This is a genomic window from Hymenobacter sp. H14-R3, assembly GCF_030063445.1.
In the GTDB taxonomy this organism is placed as follows: Bacteria; Bacteroidota; Bacteroidia; order Cytophagales; family Hymenobacteraceae; genus Hymenobacter.
This window is the reverse complement of record NZ_JASITD010000019.1, coordinates 16,668-33,458: the sequence shown is the minus strand read 5'-3', so window position 1 is coordinate 33,458 and position 16,791 is coordinate 16,668. Positions and strand designations below refer to the sequence as shown.

Annotated in this window: 21 protein-coding genes; 9 read left to right on the top strand and 12 right to left on the bottom strand. The window is 61.4% G+C overall.

What is annotated here, in order from left to right; genetic code table 11:
• Positions 1–169 precede the first annotated feature (169 nt).
• Together QMK33_RS16510 and QMK33_RS16505 are read left to right on the top strand one after the other, a co-directional pair.
• The gene (locus QMK33_RS16510) at positions 170–2,065 is read left to right on the top strand and encodes a BamA/TamA family outer membrane protein (protein WP_283565722.1); all 1,896 of its coding nucleotides are present in this window, start codon (positions 170–172) and stop codon (positions 2,063–2,065) included.
• A 325-nt stretch (positions 2,066–2,390) separates the two neighbouring features.
• A complete protein-coding gene (locus QMK33_RS16505) occupies positions 2,391–2,780 on the top strand; it encodes an Hsp20/alpha crystallin family protein (RefSeq protein WP_283565721.1) in 390 nt (129 codons plus the stop codon).
• Between the two features lie 189 nt (positions 2,781–2,969).
• Here the strand turns inward: QMK33_RS16505 and QMK33_RS16500 are convergent, their stop codons facing one another.
• Entirely contained in the window at positions 2,970–3,293 is a 324-nt protein-coding gene (locus tag QMK33_RS16500) for a hypothetical protein (protein ID WP_283565720.1), read from the bottom strand.
• Between the two features lie 30 nt (positions 3,294–3,323).
• The gene (locus QMK33_RS16495) at positions 3,324–3,584 is read right to left on the bottom strand and encodes a VF530 family protein (protein WP_283565719.1); all 261 of its coding nucleotides are present in this window, start codon (positions 3,582–3,584) and stop codon (positions 3,324–3,326) included.
• 121 nt (positions 3,585–3,705) lie between these two features.
• Between QMK33_RS16495 and QMK33_RS16490 the strand changes: the two genes are divergently transcribed.
• On the top strand, positions 3,706–4,635 hold the full coding sequence (locus QMK33_RS16490; RefSeq protein ID WP_283565718.1) for a glycoside hydrolase family 25 protein: 930 nt from the start codon (positions 3,706–3,708) through the stop codon (positions 4,633–4,635).
• Between the two features lie 8 nt (positions 4,636–4,643).
• Here the strand turns inward: QMK33_RS16490 and QMK33_RS16485 are convergent, their stop codons facing one another.
• Positions 4,644–4,901, bottom strand: coding sequence for a hypothetical protein (locus QMK33_RS16485; RefSeq protein ID WP_283565717.1), 258 nt, complete (start codon positions 4,899–4,901; stop codon positions 4,644–4,646).
• Between the two features lie 147 nt (positions 4,902–5,048).
• On the opposite strand from QMK33_RS16485, the gene QMK33_RS16480 reads away from it, so the two are divergent.
• Both QMK33_RS16480 and QMK33_RS16475 read left to right on the top strand, forming a co-directional pair.
• Positions 5,049–5,402 (top strand): septal ring lytic transglycosylase RlpA family protein, encoded by a 354-nt coding sequence (locus QMK33_RS16480; protein ID WP_283565716.1) that lies wholly within the window; start codon positions 5,049–5,051, stop codon positions 5,400–5,402.
• A gap of 116 nt (positions 5,403–5,518) precedes the next feature.
• On the top strand, positions 5,519–5,716 hold the full coding sequence (locus QMK33_RS16475) for a hypothetical protein (protein ID WP_283565715.1): 198 nt from the start codon (positions 5,519–5,521) through the stop codon (positions 5,714–5,716).
• Here the strand turns inward: QMK33_RS16475 and QMK33_RS16470 are convergent.
• Positions 5,713–6,300 (bottom strand): DUF6799 domain-containing protein, encoded by a 588-nt coding sequence (locus tag QMK33_RS16470; protein WP_283565714.1) that lies wholly within the window; start codon positions 6,298–6,300, stop codon positions 5,713–5,715. The two genes, QMK33_RS16475 and QMK33_RS16470, sit on opposite strands and share 4 nt — an antisense overlap.
• A 271-nt stretch (positions 6,301–6,571) precedes the next feature.
• Between QMK33_RS16470 and QMK33_RS16465 the strand changes: the two genes are divergently transcribed.
• Together QMK33_RS16465 and QMK33_RS16460 are read left to right on the top strand one after the other, a co-directional pair.
• Positions 6,572–7,489 carry a DnaJ C-terminal domain-containing protein gene (locus QMK33_RS16465; protein ID WP_283565713.1) on the top strand — a complete coding sequence of 306 codons (918 nt, stop codon included), beginning with the start codon at positions 6,572–6,574 and terminating at the stop codon, positions 7,487–7,489.
• 78 nt (positions 7,490–7,567) lie between these two features.
• A complete protein-coding gene (locus QMK33_RS16460; RefSeq protein WP_283565712.1) occupies positions 7,568–7,894 on the top strand; it encodes a chaperone modulator CbpM in 327 nt (108 codons plus the stop codon).
• Positions 7,895–8,024: 130 nt separating this feature from the next.
• Here QMK33_RS16460 and QMK33_RS16455 read toward each other — a convergent pair whose 3' ends face one another.
• The 6 genes from QMK33_RS16455 to QMK33_RS16430 form a co-directional block, all read right to left on the bottom strand.
• Positions 8,025–8,747, bottom strand: coding sequence for a hypothetical protein (locus QMK33_RS16455; RefSeq protein WP_283565711.1), 723 nt, complete (start codon positions 8,745–8,747; stop codon positions 8,025–8,027).
• A 67-nt stretch (positions 8,748–8,814) separates the two neighbouring features.
• The gene (locus tag QMK33_RS16450; RefSeq protein WP_283565710.1) at positions 8,815–9,555 is read right to left on the bottom strand and encodes a ZIP family metal transporter; all 741 of its coding nucleotides are present in this window, start codon (positions 9,553–9,555) and stop codon (positions 8,815–8,817) included.
• Positions 9,556–9,670: 115 nt separating this feature from the next.
• Positions 9,671–10,012 (bottom strand): hypothetical protein, encoded by a 342-nt coding sequence (locus QMK33_RS16445; protein WP_283565709.1) that lies wholly within the window; start codon positions 10,010–10,012, stop codon positions 9,671–9,673.
• Positions 10,013–10,081: 69 nt separating this feature from the next.
• Positions 10,082–10,705, bottom strand: a complete 624-nt coding sequence (locus tag QMK33_RS16440) for a YcxB family protein (RefSeq protein ID WP_283565708.1) — start codon at positions 10,703–10,705, stop codon at positions 10,082–10,084.
• Positions 10,706–10,923: 218 nt separating this feature from the next.
• Positions 10,924–11,799 carry a carboxylating nicotinate-nucleotide diphosphorylase gene (nadC, locus tag QMK33_RS16435; RefSeq protein ID WP_283565707.1) on the bottom strand — a complete coding sequence of 292 codons (876 nt, stop codon included), beginning with the start codon at positions 11,797–11,799 and terminating at the stop codon, positions 10,924–10,926.
• 82 nt (positions 11,800–11,881) lie between these two features.
• Positions 11,882–12,286 (bottom strand): DUF4783 domain-containing protein, encoded by a 405-nt coding sequence (locus tag QMK33_RS16430; RefSeq protein WP_283565706.1) that lies wholly within the window; start codon positions 12,284–12,286, stop codon positions 11,882–11,884.
• Between the two features lie 159 nt (positions 12,287–12,445).
• Between QMK33_RS16430 and gpmI the strand changes: the two genes are divergently transcribed.
• Both gpmI and QMK33_RS16420 read left to right on the top strand, forming a co-directional pair.
• Positions 12,446–13,972 carry a 2,3-bisphosphoglycerate-independent phosphoglycerate mutase gene (gene gpmI / locus QMK33_RS16425; RefSeq protein ID WP_283565705.1) on the top strand — a complete coding sequence of 509 codons (1,527 nt, stop codon included), beginning with the start codon at positions 12,446–12,448 and terminating at the stop codon, positions 13,970–13,972.
• Positions 13,973–14,077: 105 nt separating this feature from the next.
• Complete coding sequence (locus tag QMK33_RS16420) at positions 14,078–14,671, top strand: hypothetical protein (RefSeq protein ID WP_283565704.1); 594 nt, start codon at positions 14,078–14,080, stop codon at positions 14,669–14,671.
• A 49-nt stretch (positions 14,672–14,720) separates the two neighbouring features.
• On the opposite strand, the gene QMK33_RS16415 is transcribed toward QMK33_RS16420, so the two are convergent.
• Positions 14,721–15,143, bottom strand: a complete 423-nt coding sequence (locus QMK33_RS16415) for a secondary thiamine-phosphate synthase enzyme YjbQ (RefSeq protein ID WP_283565703.1) — start codon at positions 15,141–15,143, stop codon at positions 14,721–14,723.
• An 18-nt stretch (positions 15,144–15,161) separates the two neighbouring features.
• Positions 15,162–16,733 carry a hypothetical protein gene (locus tag QMK33_RS16410; RefSeq protein WP_283565702.1) on the bottom strand — a complete coding sequence of 524 codons (1,572 nt, stop codon included), beginning with the start codon at positions 16,731–16,733 and terminating at the stop codon, positions 15,162–15,164.
• Positions 16,734–16,791: the final 58 nt, after the last annotated feature.

The following is a 16,791-nucleotide window of genomic DNA, read 5'->3' as shown; positions in this document are numbered from 1 at the left end:
AGGAATAGAATAACAGCGCGACTTTTGCGAATGGTAGCGTGGACTTTATGAGTCCGCGCGTGGTAATGCTCGGGTAATGACACGCGTGGACTCGCCGCCTCCACGCTGCCGCCCACAAAAATCGGGCACTTGAAATTAAAAACCGCCCGGCGCGTTTGCGTTCCCACCAATGGCCCGACTCGCTACCTTATTTCTGTGGAGCTGCTGGCTGGCCCTGAGCCTCGCCGCCGGGCCGCTACGCGCCCAAACGCCCGACGCCGGGCCGGGCGTGGCCGTGCCCAACGCGCCGGGGCTGGCCTCGCCGCCGCTGCCGCCCGTGGGCACGCCCACCACGGCCCCCGCCGCGCCGCGCCGCCTGGGCCACCCGCGCTTCCTCAAAATAGAAGCCGAGCCGGCTGGGCTGGCCACCGTGCGCCGCCTGCACCCACGCGCCACGGTGCCCGACTCGCTCACGGCGCTGCGCACGGTGCGCGAGCTGGTGCTGGCCTTGCAGGCCGACGCCTACCTCACGGCCTCGGCCGACGACATGCGCTGGGGCCGCGACACGGTGCGGGTGCGCCTCTACGTGGGCGAGCAATTTCGCTGGGCCTACCTGCACAACGGCAACCTCGGCGATGGCCTGCTGACCCGCGCCGGCTACCGCGAAAAGTTCTTTCGGCGCACGCCCTGGCACCCGGCCGACTGGGCCGCCCTGCAAGAGCGCGTGCTCACGGAGGCCGAAAACCAGGGCTTTCCCTTCGCCACCATCGGCCTGGATTCGCTGCGCATCACGGGCCGCGACATTGCGGGCCGGGTGGTGCTCAAGCGCGGGCCGGCCGTGTACTTCGACTCGCTGCAAATAGTGGGCACCAGCAAAACCAAGAAGCGCTTTCTCACTAAGTATCTGCAGCTTGCGCCCGGCACGCCCTACAGCCAGCAGCGCGTAGATGCCGCCGCCGCCCTGCTGCGCCAGCTGCCCTACGTGCGCCTGCGCGCCGTGCCCGAGGTGCGCTTTGCCCGCAACCAAGCGCGGGTGTATCTGCTGCTCGATGAGCGGCCGTCCAACCAGTTCGATGCCATTGTGGGCCTGCTGCCCAATGCCAACGGGGCCAGCGGGGTGCAGTTTACGGGCGATGTCACCATCAACCTGCGCAACCTGCGCGGTGGGGGCAAGCAAGTGGGCTTGCAGTGGCGCAAGGTCGATGCGCTGTCGCAGCTGTTCGACTTCAACTATCTGCACCCCAACATCTTCGGTACGCCGCTGGAGGTGGGCGGCACGTTTAATTTGTATAAGCAGAACGACGCGTTTCTCACCATCCGGCCGCGGGTGCAGGTGAGCTACCCCACGGCGCGGGCTGGCCGGCTCACCTTTTACGCCGAGCAGCGCAGCTCGCGCCTGCTGTTCGATAGTTTGGCCTACGACAAAGCGAGCAAGCAAACCAAGCTGCCTGACTACGTCGATTCGGAGTACACGTCGTACGGCTTTGGCTACTCGCGGGCCAACCTTGATGATATTTACTTTCCGCACCGGGGCCTGTTTGTGAGCGCGCAGGGCGGGGTGGGTACCAAGATTATCCGCCGCAATGCCTCCATCAGCGAGGCGCTGTACGCGGGCTTGGCGCTGCGCTCGACGCAGTACAGCTTTGGCGGGCGGGCCGAGCGCTACTGGCCGTTGGGCCGGCAGGGCGTGCTGTTGGTGCGGGCGCGCGGCGAGGGCCTGTTCAACCAGCAGTTTTTCCTCAACGACCTGTTTCGGCTGGGCGGCCTCAACTCGCTGCGCGGCTTCACCGAGAATCAGTTCTACACCAACGCCTACGGTGTGGGTACTGTGGAGCTACGCCAGTTCACCGGCCCCGAGGGCTACGTATTTATCTTCGCCGACCAGGCCCTGCTGCGCGCCTACGACCCGGTGCTGCTCAGCAGCCGCGCCCTCGACAAGCCCACCGGCCTGGGCGCGGGCCTGAGCTTCCGCACGGCGGCGGGCCTGTTTCAGTTCGTTTATTCAGTGGGCCGCTCGGAGTTTCTGAACACTGGCTTCTCGCTGTCAAATTCCAAGGTCCATTTCGGCCTCACGAGCCGGTTTTGATTGAAGGGGGAGGGAGGAATTGGTAGAACACGCCCGTCATTGCGAGCACAGCGAAGCAATCGCACCGGCACGATATCCGCCCGACATCGTTCGGATGCGATTGCTTCACTGTGCTCGTAATGACGGGCGTGTCCCACCAATTCCTCCTTCTCAATCCAATAAATCTGCCACATCGGCGGGCTTTCAGCCAAGGTGTCACCGCTAGGGTAAAAGGCTGATTAATAAGCGGTCATAAGGTCTGAAAATCAGCTTAGTTAGCTATTCTTGTAGGGTGGTACGGGGTTTGTATTACTACGCCCGAAGCCACCTAATAAGGCTAATTATTATGAAACTTATCAGCCGCGAGTTTATCCGTACTATCGCTCCCCAACTCGACCTGTTGAACACCATCGGCGGCGGGGTGGCCCAGCCTACTTTGCGCGTGAACCAGCGCCCCAAGGGCGTGGTGCTGCACGTGGCCATGCCCGGCGTGCCGGCCGAAAGCTTCCACGTAGTACTCAAAGACAACCACCTCACCGTGTACGGCGAATACCGCCACGGCCCCGAGGACCAGTTGGCCGCGCCGCTGTTTGTGCAGACCCTGGACCTGCCTCAAAACCTCGACCTCACAGCCATCAACGCCACCCACGAAGGCGGCGAGTTGCGCGTGGCTATTCCATTCCGCGATGCGGAGGCCAACCAGCCCCGCGAGATTGACACGCAGCCGGGCAGCTAAGGCTGCCCGGCCCGTTGATATGGCCGGGACCGACCGGCCACCTACTCTACCGCGATAACGCCGGGACCGACCGGCACCCCTGTTTCCACCCTCTTGAGGCCTCTGCGCGAGCAGGGGCTTTGTTATGTAATCGCAGATTTAGACAGATTGCGCTGATTCTTACGGGCGCTTTTTGGCTGATTGCTGCTCTTAATGGAATAGCGGAATGAGCAGGATAAAGCCCGTTAATAAGCTTAGGAAAAGCCAGCCGATTACCTGCCCGCGGTAGCGGCGCGGCAGTTTGTTGCTGAGCACCAGCACGGCGGCGAGCACCAGCGCCAAGTGCAGTACCAGAAACGCCACCGTTTTGACCCAGTTGCTAACAATGGTATTGTCGGGCTGCATTTGGTTGGCCTCGCCCAGGCCCGAGGTCACGAAGCGCAGCACGTAGTAGGCCCCCACCTCGAAGGCCACGAAGCCAGCCAGCCCCACCAGCAGCGCCACCGGGCCCGATTTTTCGCTTAGCTCAGCCATTTATTAGATAATAAATTGATTGATAGTAAATTATGGTAAGGGCTTACCCAGCGTCTCGGCTGTGCGCAGGCTAATGTACAGGGCCTCGACCTTGGCCCGCGCCCAGTCGGTGCGGCGCAAAAAGGTGAGGCTGGATTTTATACTCGGGTTCACAGCAAAGCAATTCAGCTTGAGCCGCTCGTCGAGAGCCGGGAAGCCATAGTGGGCCACCAGGTATTCCAGGATACTGGCCAGCGTTACGCCGTGTAACTCACGGATTAGATGGCCGTTGGCATCGCGCGCGTCGGGCATAAGTAAGGGGAGGAAAGGAACCGGAAACAAGCAACCCGGCTTTAAGCTTGCAAGCTACGGCCCCGGCCGACATACGCGGGGCGGCCAGCCGTGCGTTATTTTTGGCTTGCTGCCCCTGCCTATGCTCGTTCCGCTCCCACTCGCTGCCCCGGCCACCGCGCCGCCCCCGGCCCCGCGCCGGGGCTGGCGGCGCTGGGTGCTGGCGGGCCTGCTGTTGGGATTACTTGGGGCCGGCACCTACTATTTGCGCCACCAGCGGCCCCTCAACCGCTACGTGCGCCGCACCTGGGCCACGCTCACGGCACGCTACCTCACGGGCCACGAGCGCACACCGCTGCTGGCCGGCTACTCGGTGCACGGCATTGATGTGTCGGCCTACCAGGGGCGCATCGACTGGCCGCGGGTGGCGCAGCAGGGGGTGCGCTTCGCGTTCATCAAGGCCAGTGAGGGCGGGGCCATGCGTGATGCCCGCTTCCGGCGCAACTGGCGCGCGGCGCGGGCGGCCGGTATTCTTAGTGGGGCCTACCACTACTTTCAGCCCAACCGCGACGGCGGCCAGCAGGCGGCGCTCTTTATTGCCACGGTGCCGCTGCGGCCCGGCGACCTGCCCCCGGTACTCGACGTGGAGGCCCCCAAGTTTCACGATGTGGCCGAAATGCGCCGCGAAATCCGGCAGTGGCTCACGGCCGTGGAGGCCCACTACAAGGTGCGGCCCATCCTGTATTCCAACTACGCCTTTTACCGCCACTACCTGGCCGGGCACTTCGACGACTACCCGCTGTGGCTGGCCCACTACGAGGTGGCCCACCCCGCCCTGCCCGCCGAGCGCTGGATTATCTGGCAGCACTCCGACGAGGCCTACGTGCCAGGCATTCGGGGGACGGTCGATTTCAACGTGTTTCAGGGCAGCTACGCGGCGCTGCAAGCTTTGCAAATAGCGGAGCCCGCCCCGCCGCCGGCCGCGCCAGTGCCGGTTACCCGCAAAAAAACCGTTCGGCCCCGCCGCTCTCTAAAGCAGTCGGGCCGAACGGCCGAACTAGTGCAGCGCTAGCCAGAGACCTACATTTTGGCCTTCATCTTGTCGTCGCCCATTTTGTCTTTCGACATTTTGCCGTTCATTTTTTCCTTGTGCATTTTGCCACCTTTCATTTTGCCATCCTTCATTTTGCCGTCCTTCATGCTGCCATCCATCATCTTTCCATCGGCCATTTTGCCGTCCTGCATGGGGGTGGTTTGCATGGGTGCGGTTTGGGCGTTGGCGGTGAAGAAAAGGCCCGACAAAGCAAGACCAGCAACGAGTTTCAACGTATTTTTCATGGGGCGGGGGTAAAGAGGAGGGAGGAAGAAAGTGATTTCGACCGAAAGATGCTGCTTTATTCTGGTACCCCGCGTGAACACCACATGAACACCTTAATTATGCACATTGCCCGGCAAGTTAATTTTTGTAAGCAACTCTCTATAAGTGTGTTATTGCTGAGCTTAACTGCCTGTGGCGGCAGTAAATCGGCCTTTACACAGTCGGGCCAGGGCTCGTATTACGCCGATAAATTTGCTGGCCGGCCCACGGCCAGCGGCGCGCCCTACCGGCCCGGCCAGCTCACGGCGGCCCACAACACGCTGCCCTTCGGCACCAAGGTAAAAGTGACTAATACCCGCAACGGCCACTCGGTAAACGTGGTGGTGAACGACCGTGGCCCGCACGTAAAAGGCCGCATCGTGGATGTGTCGAAGCGCGCCGCCCGCAAGCTCGACCTGCTTGATGCCGGCGTGGTGCCGGTGCAGCTCAAGGTGCTGCACATGGGCCCCACCGGCCGCTAAAAGGCCGCCAGGTGGTAAGCCGTTAGCTTTTAGCTACTAGCTGTTAGCCAGGATGATAGATAACAGCTAGTAGCTAAAAGCTAACGGCTCTAAGCATTGAGTGCCATCTTCGCAGTATGAAAAAGAATCAGAAGTACCTCGTGTGGTCGCCGCCCGCCGGCGCCAATCGCTTTGCCGCCCTCGACAACTTTGTGCGCGCCGCCGAGGCCGAAGACTGGTCCGAATCCGAAATCCAGTACGTGATTGATGAAGTAGTGGAAGCCCGTGACGATGCGGCCGGCGTGGCCGTGCTCGTGAGCTTTACCGAGCGCTAGCGGCCGGCTTTGGCCTTGGCTTTAGCGGCGGCCTTCTCGGCTTTCTCGCGCTCCTTCTCTACTTTTTCGCGAGCTTTTTCCAGCTCCTTGCGCTTGCCGGGGTGCTTGAGGTCGTAGTCTACGAGCTTGCGCACGCTGTCGGCCTCTACCATTTCGCGCTTGCTGGTGAAGCGGCCGGTGAGCGATACGTAGTCGCCCTCCACTAGCTGCGTGGTGGTGCCAGTGGTGCCGTTAACCTGGCCGCTGGTGGTCACTACCGTGCCGTTGAGCAGGCGCTTATCCTGCTGAATGGGGGCGGTGAGGCCCAGTTCGGTGAGCACGACGCGGCCCCCCTGCATGGTAAGGCCATCCTTGGCCATTACGCCGCTCGTTTTAGGGCGGCCGGCGGGCGTGGCCCCGGCGCGGCGCGGGGCTACCACCCGGCGCGGGGCCAGGGTACGGCGCGCCCCCGCCTGCTGCGCTGGTGAGGGTGGGGCAGGCGCAGTGGCGGCCGGCGTAGTAGCGGGCGGGGTAGTTTGGGCCGGGCTCTGCTGCGCCAAAAGCAGCAAACCACCCAGCAACAAGGCGGGCATAGCTAGTTTCATCGAAAAAGAAAAAAATTGAGTTGGAAGTAAAATAAGAGTACTATACGGCTGGTAAATTACAAAATCGTGCCAAAACTGCTATCCGAAAGCCGCTTGTGCCGGGTACTATAACTAGCTTAACTTGCACTCGGCAGAATAGCGGCAGTCATTTGTAAAATACAAATTTACTACGCTCGGTGCAATTCACCCAACTCAACACTGCAGCCTTTTTCTGCGTTAAATTAGGGCACCAACAGGGCGGCTCGTGGTGCCCCTGCTTTCTCTCCAAATAATGGATTACAAAGATTATTACAAAACGCTGGGCGTCGAAAAAACGGCCACTACCGAGCAGATTAAGAAGGCGTACCGCAAGCTGGCCCGCCAGTATCACCCCGATGTGAACCCCAACGACGCCACAGCCGAGCAAAAGTTCAAGGAAGCCAACGAGGCCAATGAGGTGCTGTCGGACACCGAAAAGCGCCAGAAATACGACCAGATGGCCGCCGACTACCAGCGCTACCAGCAGCAGGGCGGCCGGCGCAGCCCCGGGGCCAGCCCCGGCGCGGGTGGCTTCGACTGGAACCAGTATGCCCAGGACAACGGCGGGAGCGGGGGACAGGGCGAAGATTTTTCCGATTTCTTTAGCTCCATCTTCGGCGGCATGGGCGGCGGCGGGCGCAGCAGCCGGCCCGGTGCGGGCCAAGACTACCAGGCCGAGCTGGAGCTTACGCTGGCCGAAGCCTTCGCCGGCGGCCCGCGCACCATCACGGTAAATGGCAAAAACCTGCGCATTACCATTCAGCCGGGCGTTACTGATGGGCAGACCATCCGGCTGCGCGACCAGGGTGGCCCCGGCCGCAACGGTGGCCCCAGCGGCGCGCTGCTCATCACGCTGCGCATTGCGCCCGACGCCCGCTACGCCCGCACCGGCGACGACCTCACCCAGGATGTGCTCGTGCCCCTCTACCGCGCCCTGCTCGGCGGCGAGCAAACGGTAGAAACCCTCGGCGGCCCAGTCAAAATCAAGCTCAAGCCCGAAACTGCCAACGGCAGCCGCCTGCGCCTGCGCGGCAAAGGCTTCCCCGTGTACCGCCAGGAGGGCCAGCACGGCGACCTCTACCTGCGCCTCAACGTGCAACTACCCACCGACCTCACCGACGCCGAGCGCGAGCTGCTGCACCAGTTGGCCAAGCTGCGCGGCGAAGACTAAAATGCCTCATCTTATTGGTTATTAATAAGCTGCGAAAATAAGCAGCGGCCAATTCTCCATCCGTAATCAGTTAGCATTATGCCTACCCGCGTTTTACTGCTCACTTTTCAGGAGTGTGACACCCGCTACGGCCTGGGCCGGGCCGAGCTGCACCAATTTGTGGAGCTCGGCCTGCTGCGCCCCGCCCCCGCCCCCGATACCATTGAGGTAGAGGAGCCCGACGAGCTGCTGCCGCGCCTGGCGCGCCTGCATCACGGCCTCGGCTTGGCCCCCGAGGCCATCGACCTGGTACTACTCATGCGCCAGCGCCTGCTGGGCCTGCAAGCCGCACTGGCCCGCGAAACTGCCCGAGCCGAGCAGCTAGAGCATTTTCTGCAAGGCACCGGGCCGCTGCTGGGCGAATAATCAACTGGGGCCTGGGTGAGTTAGCGCCGTTGGGTGGGCTGCCGGCTCTTCGCCGGCTGTCCGCTCGTGGTCAAAACAAGCGGACAGCCGGCGAGCGAACAACCTGCCCAACGTTCACTAAAAGAGGTTCTTACAGCAGCGGCTTCTTAGACACGTACAGCACGCCGTTTTGCTCGCCGCAGAAAGTAGTATTTGGTATGGTACCGCAACGCGCCGCTGAGGCGGCCACGTAGAGCCGCGATTTGGTATCGAAGTACAGGCTCTCGATTTGGTGCTTTTTTGGCAGCGCTAGCCGCTGCCCCACCGAGTTTTTAATGCCCACCGTCTCGCTGTAGTAGCTATCTGAGCCGGGTGCCGTTGGCGTATACCGATACGTAATGCTGTATTCGGTGCCGGAACTGGCTTTGAGCCGGTTCAGGGCTACTCTTGGCTTGAAGTTCTCACGTTCCCAGTTGCGGTAGGGCTTCCAGGTGAGGCCTTTATCTAGGCTGAAAACACTGGGGCTAGCTGCATACGTGGTATAATTGGCCGAATCCAACAGCGCGGATGAGGCACTTGTGCCGGCCGTGAGCGCCAGCAGGGTATCGGCGCGGGCCAGGAAGCCAAATATTCCGAGATTTTGCTGGTAATCACCCGTTTGCCAGGTTTTGCCGCGGTCGGTGGTTTGGTAGATTTTAAAGCGAGTCGTGATAACCAGCGTTTCATCGATATCGCCGGCTACGGCCTCAATGGCCCGGTCGTCGGGGGCGCGCAGGGCGTACCAGTCGGCGTAATCAGGGGTGGGGGTATCCGCATCTTTGCGGCACGCGCCCAGCGTAAGCAGTAGGCAACCAGCCAGTAAAATATTTTTCATGGCGCAGGCCACCCGCATAAGAGCTGCGGCCTTGCAGGTAAAGATAGCAGCACTCAGGTGCCGTTGGCTAGCTGCTCACGGCCAGCGCCAATGCTAAGCCGCCCAGCGTGGCCGCCAGCTTGGGCCAGTTGAGCCGGTGCTCGGGGCTGGTTTCGAAGAGAATGGTAGTCGAAACGTGCAAAAACGTGCCCGCCACAAAGCCCAGCAGCGCTGCGTAAATGCCGCTACCCAGCAGCTGTTGCAGCACCACGTAGTTGCTGAAAACCAGCCCGGCCGGCGAGGCCAGCGCAAACACCAGCAGCCACGGCCATACCCGCCGAAACGAACCCAGCCGTAGCCGTAGCAGCGTGGCCAGCGCCACCGCCGCCGGCATATGGTGCAGCGCCACGCCCAGCACCAGGGCATAAAAGTGCTGGCCTACCTCGCCGCTGCCCGCGCCGCGCACCAGAATACTACCTTCCAGCAGCGAATGCACCACCAGCGCCAGCACCAGCAGCAGCGGTACGCGGCCCTGCTGCGTGGCGTCGGGGGCGTGCACGTGGCCGTGCTCAATGCCCTCCGACAGCACCTCCAGCAGCAACTGCCCGAAGAAGCCGGCTAGTACCCAATACCCTACCCGCTGCGGGGCCTCGGGGAGCAAGGTGAGGGCCTCGGGGAGCAGGTGGGTGATGGTGAGCGTGAACAGATAGGCCCCGCTGAAAGCTAGCAACGGCTTGAGCCACTGCGTAGTACGCGCCGCCGATATTACCCCCACCAAGGCCCCGGCACCCAGTACCGCCGCCGCCAACAAAAGTATTGCAATCCACATAGGGGAACAAAACAGAAAAACTTGCAGCAATGTTGCGATGTATATCGCAACATTGCTGCAAGTTTAAATGGTAGCCCCGCTAGCTGTTAGGTTAGTGGGCGTTAGCTAAGGCAACTTACTTAACCGATACTGAGTCGGGCATAGCCGGGTTGGTCATTTTGGCCGCGCCCTCGCCGGGCTTCAGGGCGGTGCCTTCCTGCACGTCGGCCGACATCACGGCCCCGGCGGTAGGAACAACGTCTTTGCTTAAGATGTGCTTGCTGCCGTTGAGGGCACCTCTTTTTTCCTGGGTTTCTATAGAAGTGGGTTTCTGGTCATAGTTTTCGCTGATGCGGGTGCCGGGAGGCACCATATCGAGCGACACCTTTTTGTCGGCAGTCCAGTCAGACGGCTCCGTGCTGCACGAGGCGAGCAGCAGCATAGCGGCCGGAGCCAGGTAAGAAAGCAGCTTTTTCATAAATTGTAGGAAGCAAAAAATCCTTGCGGAAACAAAAAATCAGGCAAAACAGCGGTTGTACGGGGTGGGCTAGGCAGCGGGTGCATTGGCGGGCAACAGGCCCTTGCGGCGCAGCAGGGCCTCAAACAGCTTGCGGTCGTTGTCGTTGTTAAACAAGCGCAGGGGCAAATGTAAAAACACCGGCACGTCAAACGTGGTGGCAATCCAGCGGCGCCAGGGGGCCAGCTCGGCGGGCGGGGCACCGGGCTTGAGGTACAGCAGGTAGGCATCGGGCTCGCGGCGCACGCGGCCAATCTGGTCCCAGGGCAGGGCCATGGCCTTCTGCTCGCTCTGGCGCATGATGAGCTGGCGCGAATCGGCCTCGTAGTTCATGCGCTCAAACAGGGGCTTGCTCTGCTCCATCTGGGTTACGCCGGTGACCAGCGACGACCGTATCAGCACAAAAATGGCCGCCAGCGCCACGCCCAGCAGCAGCCACCACCAAGAGGGCCAGATGGCCGCCGGCAGCACGCCCACCACAAACGGGATGAGGGCGTACCACCACTCCTTGCGCCACACTTCGCCCATCGCAATGCGGGTGTAAGTGTTGGTGTCAAACTGGTACTTCTTGGTTTTGATAGTGCCGGGTAGCGACTGCGGGGCCTGCTGCTGGCGGTAGCCGCTGCCACCGCCGCGTTGGTTGGGTTGATTCATAAAATCGCAGATTTAGACAGATTGCGCTGATTTCGCTGATTCTAACGATTTCAGATGGCCTGCTCCTTTTGTTTAATTGTTAACTTATTTAGTGCCTATTAGTTGGCTCTCTTAAAATTGGACGCGGCTCCAATTAATTCAAGCGAAAAACCAGGAAAACAGTGCCGCCTCCCACTCATCCTCACGCCATCCGAATCAGCGAAATCAGCGAAATCTGCTTAATCTGCGATTAGGGCTTTGAGACTCAAATCCAGGATGGGCGCCGAGTGCGTGAGCGCGCCCACCGAGATATAATCGACGCCGGTGGCGGCTACGGCGGCAATAGTTTGGTCGGTGATGCCGCCGCTGGCCTCCAGGGGCAGGCGGCCGGCCACCAGGGCCACGGCTTCGCGCAGCAGCGTGGGGGCCATGTTATCGAGCATAATGCGGGTGATGCCGCCGGCCTCCAGCGCCTGCGCCACTTCAGCCAGGGTGCGGGTTTCAACCACAATGGGCAGGTCGCGGCCGGTGCGGCGCAGATAGTCGTGGGTGGCGGCAATGGCCTGGGCCACGCCGCCCGCGTAGTCCACGTGGTTGTCCTTCAGCATTATCATGTCAAACAACCCGTAGCGGTGGTTTACGCCACCGCCGATGAGCACGGCCCACTTCTCGCAGAGGCGGAAGTTGGGCGTCGTCTTACGGGTGTCGAGCAGGCGGGCGTGGGTACCGGCCAGCTGCGCGGTGAGCTGCGCCGTGTAGGTGGCAATGCCGCTCATGCGCTGCATACAGTTGAGCACCAAGCGCTCGGCGGTAAGAATGCTGCGAGCGGGGCCCTCCACGGTGAAGGCCACGTCGCCGTGGCGCACGCGGGTGCCGTCTGCAAGCTTCACCTGCACCGTGAGCTCGGCATCTACCTGCTTGAAAATCAGCTCGGCCAGCTGCACGCCGGCTAGCACGCCCTCGCCTTTTACCAAGAGCTTGGCGCGGTTGCGGGCATCGGCCGGAATGGCGGCCAGGGCCGAGTGGTCACCATCGCCCACATCTTCGGCCAGGGCCGTGCGGATGAACGTAGTGAGGGCTTCGGACGTGAGGTAAGGGGCGGGATAGGCTGACACCCGGCAAAGGTACGCCGGCCGGCGGGCGCACAAAAAAACCCGGCTGCGGGCGGGCAGCCAGGTTTCAGGTAGGGGGACAGGGTTATTCTTTCGTGAAATCGAGCGTGTCTATCATTGGGGTGCTCTGCTTAGGCTTGAGCTTGATAAACACCTGGTAGCTACCGTTGCGGCCCACGTAGTGGCCAATGGCGTAGGGAATACCCTCATTACTAGCTCCTTGGTGCACAATATCGAAGCTGGCGGGCGGGTTTTTGGCGAAGAAGTTCTTCATAACCAGCTCCGTTTGGGTGGCATTGTAGCTCTGCTTGTCGCCATCAAAACCCACTTCTACTGAAGGGGCCAGGTACTGGGCCAGCCCGCGCGATGAGCCGCTGGCAATAGCTGAGCGCACGGCCGAAAGCTGGTCGGAGCCCTGCGCTTGGCTACTCAACACCAAGGCCAGCAGTAACCAGCCAAATAAAACTACTCTTGTAAAAATTACTTTCATAAAAAAAGCTTCCCGAACAAGGCCGTGGGCGCTTGCGGATGGTTAAGCCAAAACTATGCCAGCCAAGGGAAGTTTGAAGTCTTTCTGAGGATGGCCCCGGCAGGTGGCCCCTCCTACGGGTAGCAGGCGCTTTAGGGTACGGGGCGTACTTTTGCAGGCATGAACAAGCAGGTCCTCTTAGTTATTCTGGATGGGTGGGGCATCGCCCCGAACGTAGAAGTTTCGGCCGTTGACAAGGCCCGGACGCCCTATTTCCACGAACTACTCAATCGCTTTCCCCACAGTACGTTGCAGGCTTCGGGCGAGGCCGTGGGCCTGCCCGAAGGGCAGATGGGCAACTCGGAAGTGGGCCATATGAACATCGGCGCGGGCCGCGTGGTAAACCAGGAGCTGGTGCGCATTGGCAAGGCCGTGCGCGAGCGTAAGCTCGGCCAGGTGCCCGCCCTCAAAGAGGCCCTGACCTATGCCAAGCAGAACAATAAGGCGTTCCATCTTATTGGCCTGCTATCGGATGGCGGCGTGCATTCGCACATCGACCACGTAAAGGCCCTCTGCACCATCGCCCACGAGGCCGACGTGCACAAAGTCTTTGTGCACGCCTTCACCGATGGCCGCGATACCGACCCCAAAAGCGGCGTGCACTTCGTGAACGACCTGGAAAAGTACAACGAGCGCACGGGGGCCAAAATCGCCTCCATCGTGGGCCGCTACTACGCCATGGACCGCGACCAGCGCTGGGAGCGCGTGAAAGTGGCTTACGACCTGCTGGTGAACGGCGTGGGCACGCCCTCGCAAAATCTGATTCAAAGCATTCAGGAACAGTATAAGGAAGGTGTTACGGACGAGTTTCTGAAGCCCATTGTGAAAACCGGGGCCGACGGGCAGCCGCTGGCCACCATTCAGGAGGGCGATGTGGTGCTGTGCTTCAACTTCCGCACCGACCGGGGCCGCGAAATTACGGAGGCGCTCACGCAGCAGGATTTTCACGCCTTCCAAATGCACCGCCTCAACCTGCACTACCTCACGATGACGAATTACGATGCGACGTTTGTGGGCGTAACGCCGATTTTTGAGAAGGACAACCTCGACAATACCCTGGGCGAAGTGCTGGCTGCCAACAAGAAGCGCCAGATTCGGATGGCCGAAACGGAGAAATACCCGCACGTGACGTTCTTTTTCTCGGGTGGCCGCGAAAAGGAATTTGAGGGCGAAACGCGCATTCTGCGGGCCTCGCCCAAAGTGGCGACTTACGACCTGGCTCCCGAAATGAGCGCCTACGAGCTGCGCGACGCGTTGGTGCCCGAGTTGCAAGCCAATTCGGCCGACTTTATCGTTGTCAACTTTGCCAACCCCGACATGGTGGGCCACACCGGCGTGTTTGAGGCCGTGGTAAAAGCCGTGGAAACCACCGATGCATGCGTCCACGACGTGGTGGAGGCGGCCCTGGCGGCCGGCTACGCCACCATTGTTATTGCCGACCACGGCAATGCCGAGTTTATGCGCAACGAAGATGGCTCGCCCAACACCGCCCACACCACCAACCTGGTGCCCTGCATCCTGGCCGATGCCGACTACCACGGCACGCTGGCCAGTGGCAAGCTCGGCGATATCGCCCCCACCATTCTGGCGCTGATGGGGGTGCCCCAGCCCGCCGACATGACCGGGCAAAGCCTACTGCGCGCCTAGGCAAACAAAAGGAGGGCTGATTGCTTTCACGCTACGTCCTGCCCGGCAAGCCGCCGCCGCCAACCCGGTTGCGTAGTGGCTTGCCGGGCAGGATTTTTCTTGCTTATGAGTTGTAGAAGCCTTTATCTGTTGGCGGCGAGCCTGCTGCTGCTGAGTAGCTGCGGCGAAGGCACCACGGCCCCCGACCCGGCCGCTTCCGGCGCGCCCCACCCCAGCGGCCCGTATTTCGACGTGCGCGGCCTGCTCGATGCGCAGGTGCGGCAGCTGGCGGCCCGCCAGCCCGGCGTGGAGAAGCAAGTGAGCCTGCGCAATGGCGCCACCGAAACCGTGCGCGTGCCCCAGGTTAAATGGGCCGATGAACTCCAGATTTTTTATCAGGTCGACATCAACAAGGCCGCCCTGCGCGGGGCCTACGCCGTGGACTCGGCCAGCCTGCCCGGCGGGGCCGTGCGCCGCACCTACCGCCTGCTGCCCGGCTACAACAATGCCCCCGTGCTGCGCCTCGACGTGACGAGTACCGCCGGCCAGCCCCAGCAAATTCAAGCCGTCCTGCGGCAGGATAACGCCCTGTTCTTCGGCCAAAAAAACTTGTCGCTCTCCCTGCAAGGTGGTCATTTGCAGCAGTATAGCGCCCGAGGCGTGCAAAAGCTAGTGCTGTTCGACTCGCTCCGCTACCGCTCGCAAGCCCGGGTGCTGTAGCGCGAAGTTTCCACTTCGCGCTACTTGCTTGCGAACTGGAAAGCCTGCGCTACTCGCCCAGGAGGGTAACTACTACCCAGCGGCGGCCGCCGTGGCGGCGGTGCTCGCCCAGGCACAGGCCCTGCCAGGTGCCCAGGGCCAAGCCGCCATTAGCGATGGGCACCGTGACGGAGTTGCCCAGCATGGCCGCCTTGAGGTGGGCCGTCATATCGTCGGGGCCTTCCAGAGTGTGTTGGAAGTAGGGCGCATTGTCGGGGGCCAGGCGTTGGAAATACGCTTGAAAATCGCGCCGCACGGTGGGGTCGGCGTTCTCGGTGAGAAACAGGCTGGCCGAGGTGTGCTGAATAAAGAAGCTGGCCGTGCCCACGCGCATAGCTTCCAGCTCGGGCAGCTCGCTCAGCAGCAGGTCGGTGATGAGGTGAAAACCCTCGGCTACGGCGGGCAGGCGCAGGCGTTTCTGAATATAGCGCATGTGGGCTAAAGAAGCTAGTTACTTGGGGGTGCTTTCGTAGGCTCCCAGGCTGGGGGTACCTGCGGCTTGTGCACGGGGCAGGTTGAGTAAGTCGCGGTTGGGCACGTCGTTGCCCACCGGGCTGCTGCGCTTGCTGGCCACCGACATCTTGCCGAGGCGATAATCACCAGAGCCGCCGCCGATGGGCCGCACGAAAAGCGGGTCTGTATTTACTAAGTTAGTATAAGCCACGGCTGCCAGGCCCGGCTTGTCGGGGGTGGCATCGGCCGTGGCCATATACAGCTGAGTCTTGAGGACCGAGTTGCGCACGCTCACGTTGGTCTTGTAAGCGTCGTATTGGTCAAAAAACAGCTCGTCCTCAATGGAGCCCCACACAATGGAGTTGCGCACCGATACGATGGGCGACTTGGGGCTGGTGACGCCCTTCGAGTCGGTTACCAAGTTGGTGAAGCGCAACGAGGCCGTTTTGCGCACGCCGCCCGTGGCGGGAAAGTTAGCTATTGTGCAGAAATTCAAGAAGTTACTACCGCCCTGGCTCAGCAGGGCATACTCGTAGCAATCGCTGAACAGTGTGTTGGTAGCCGTAACCTTCCCCAGAATATTCAGAATGCCGGCCCCCGCCCCGATGTTGCTGGCCATGCCGGCAAAGCTCACGCTGGCCCCCGAAATGTAGCGGATAACGCTGTTTTGGATGGTCAGTTCCGGCTGCACGCCATTGTCGGGGTTGTAGAGCAGCGCCCCCACGGTAGCGTTCTGAATTTGGGCGTAGCGGATGACATTGCCCTGGCTACCAGGCAGAAACACGATGCCCGTCCACTGGCCCGGCGCGGTGGCAAACTGCGTTTCGCCGCTGCGGTCGCCCACAAAGCGCACGATATTGGGGTTGGTGGCCTTCACGGTATCGGTTTCTTTGGAGCCGGGCGTATAGTCGGCCGCATCATTCACGAGCAGCCGGCCCGCCACGAGGAGCGCCGCGCCCGCGTGGGCATAAATGCGGGTGCCCGGCTTGATGCGCAGTGTGCAGGTTGAGCCTACCACCACTTGTCCATAAAGGACGTGCGGGCGGTCGTTGGCCCACACCGCATTGCAGGAAAGGACTGTGGGTGCCGACGTGCCATCGTGCAGATAAATATTTTGCCCAAACGAGCGGAGCAACACGTGCTGGTCCTGGCCGTTGGTGCGGAAGTTCAGGTTTTCCTGGATTACCAGGTCTTTGGCCAGGCCGTTCTGGCCGTTATCTTTCAGTTGGGCGCGCACCAGGATGAGCAGGCTATCATTGCCCCTGATGAAGAGGTTGGTCGCCGTTTGCTTGAGGTCGCCGTTCACCACCAGGGTGTAGGGCGAGGTGGCGGGGTTGTCGAGGCTCACGAGGTCCACGGCTACCGCTCTGGCGTTGCGGTTGTACACCCACAGCCGCTTGGTAACGGTGCGGATAGTGGTAAAAACCGTGTCAAACTTCACCGTATCGGCCGAAAAGGCCAGGCTGCCGCTGGTTTGCAGCTGCTCTTCGCGGGGCTTGCAACCGGGCATGGTCAGGCTGGAAAAGGCACTCAGCAGCAGGAGAACGGGAAAAAGTAGCTTCTTAATCATAAGGTAGGCGTAGCGGTAAAGCTGAAACGACACGGGCGCCTCCCTGGTACTTGGCGCA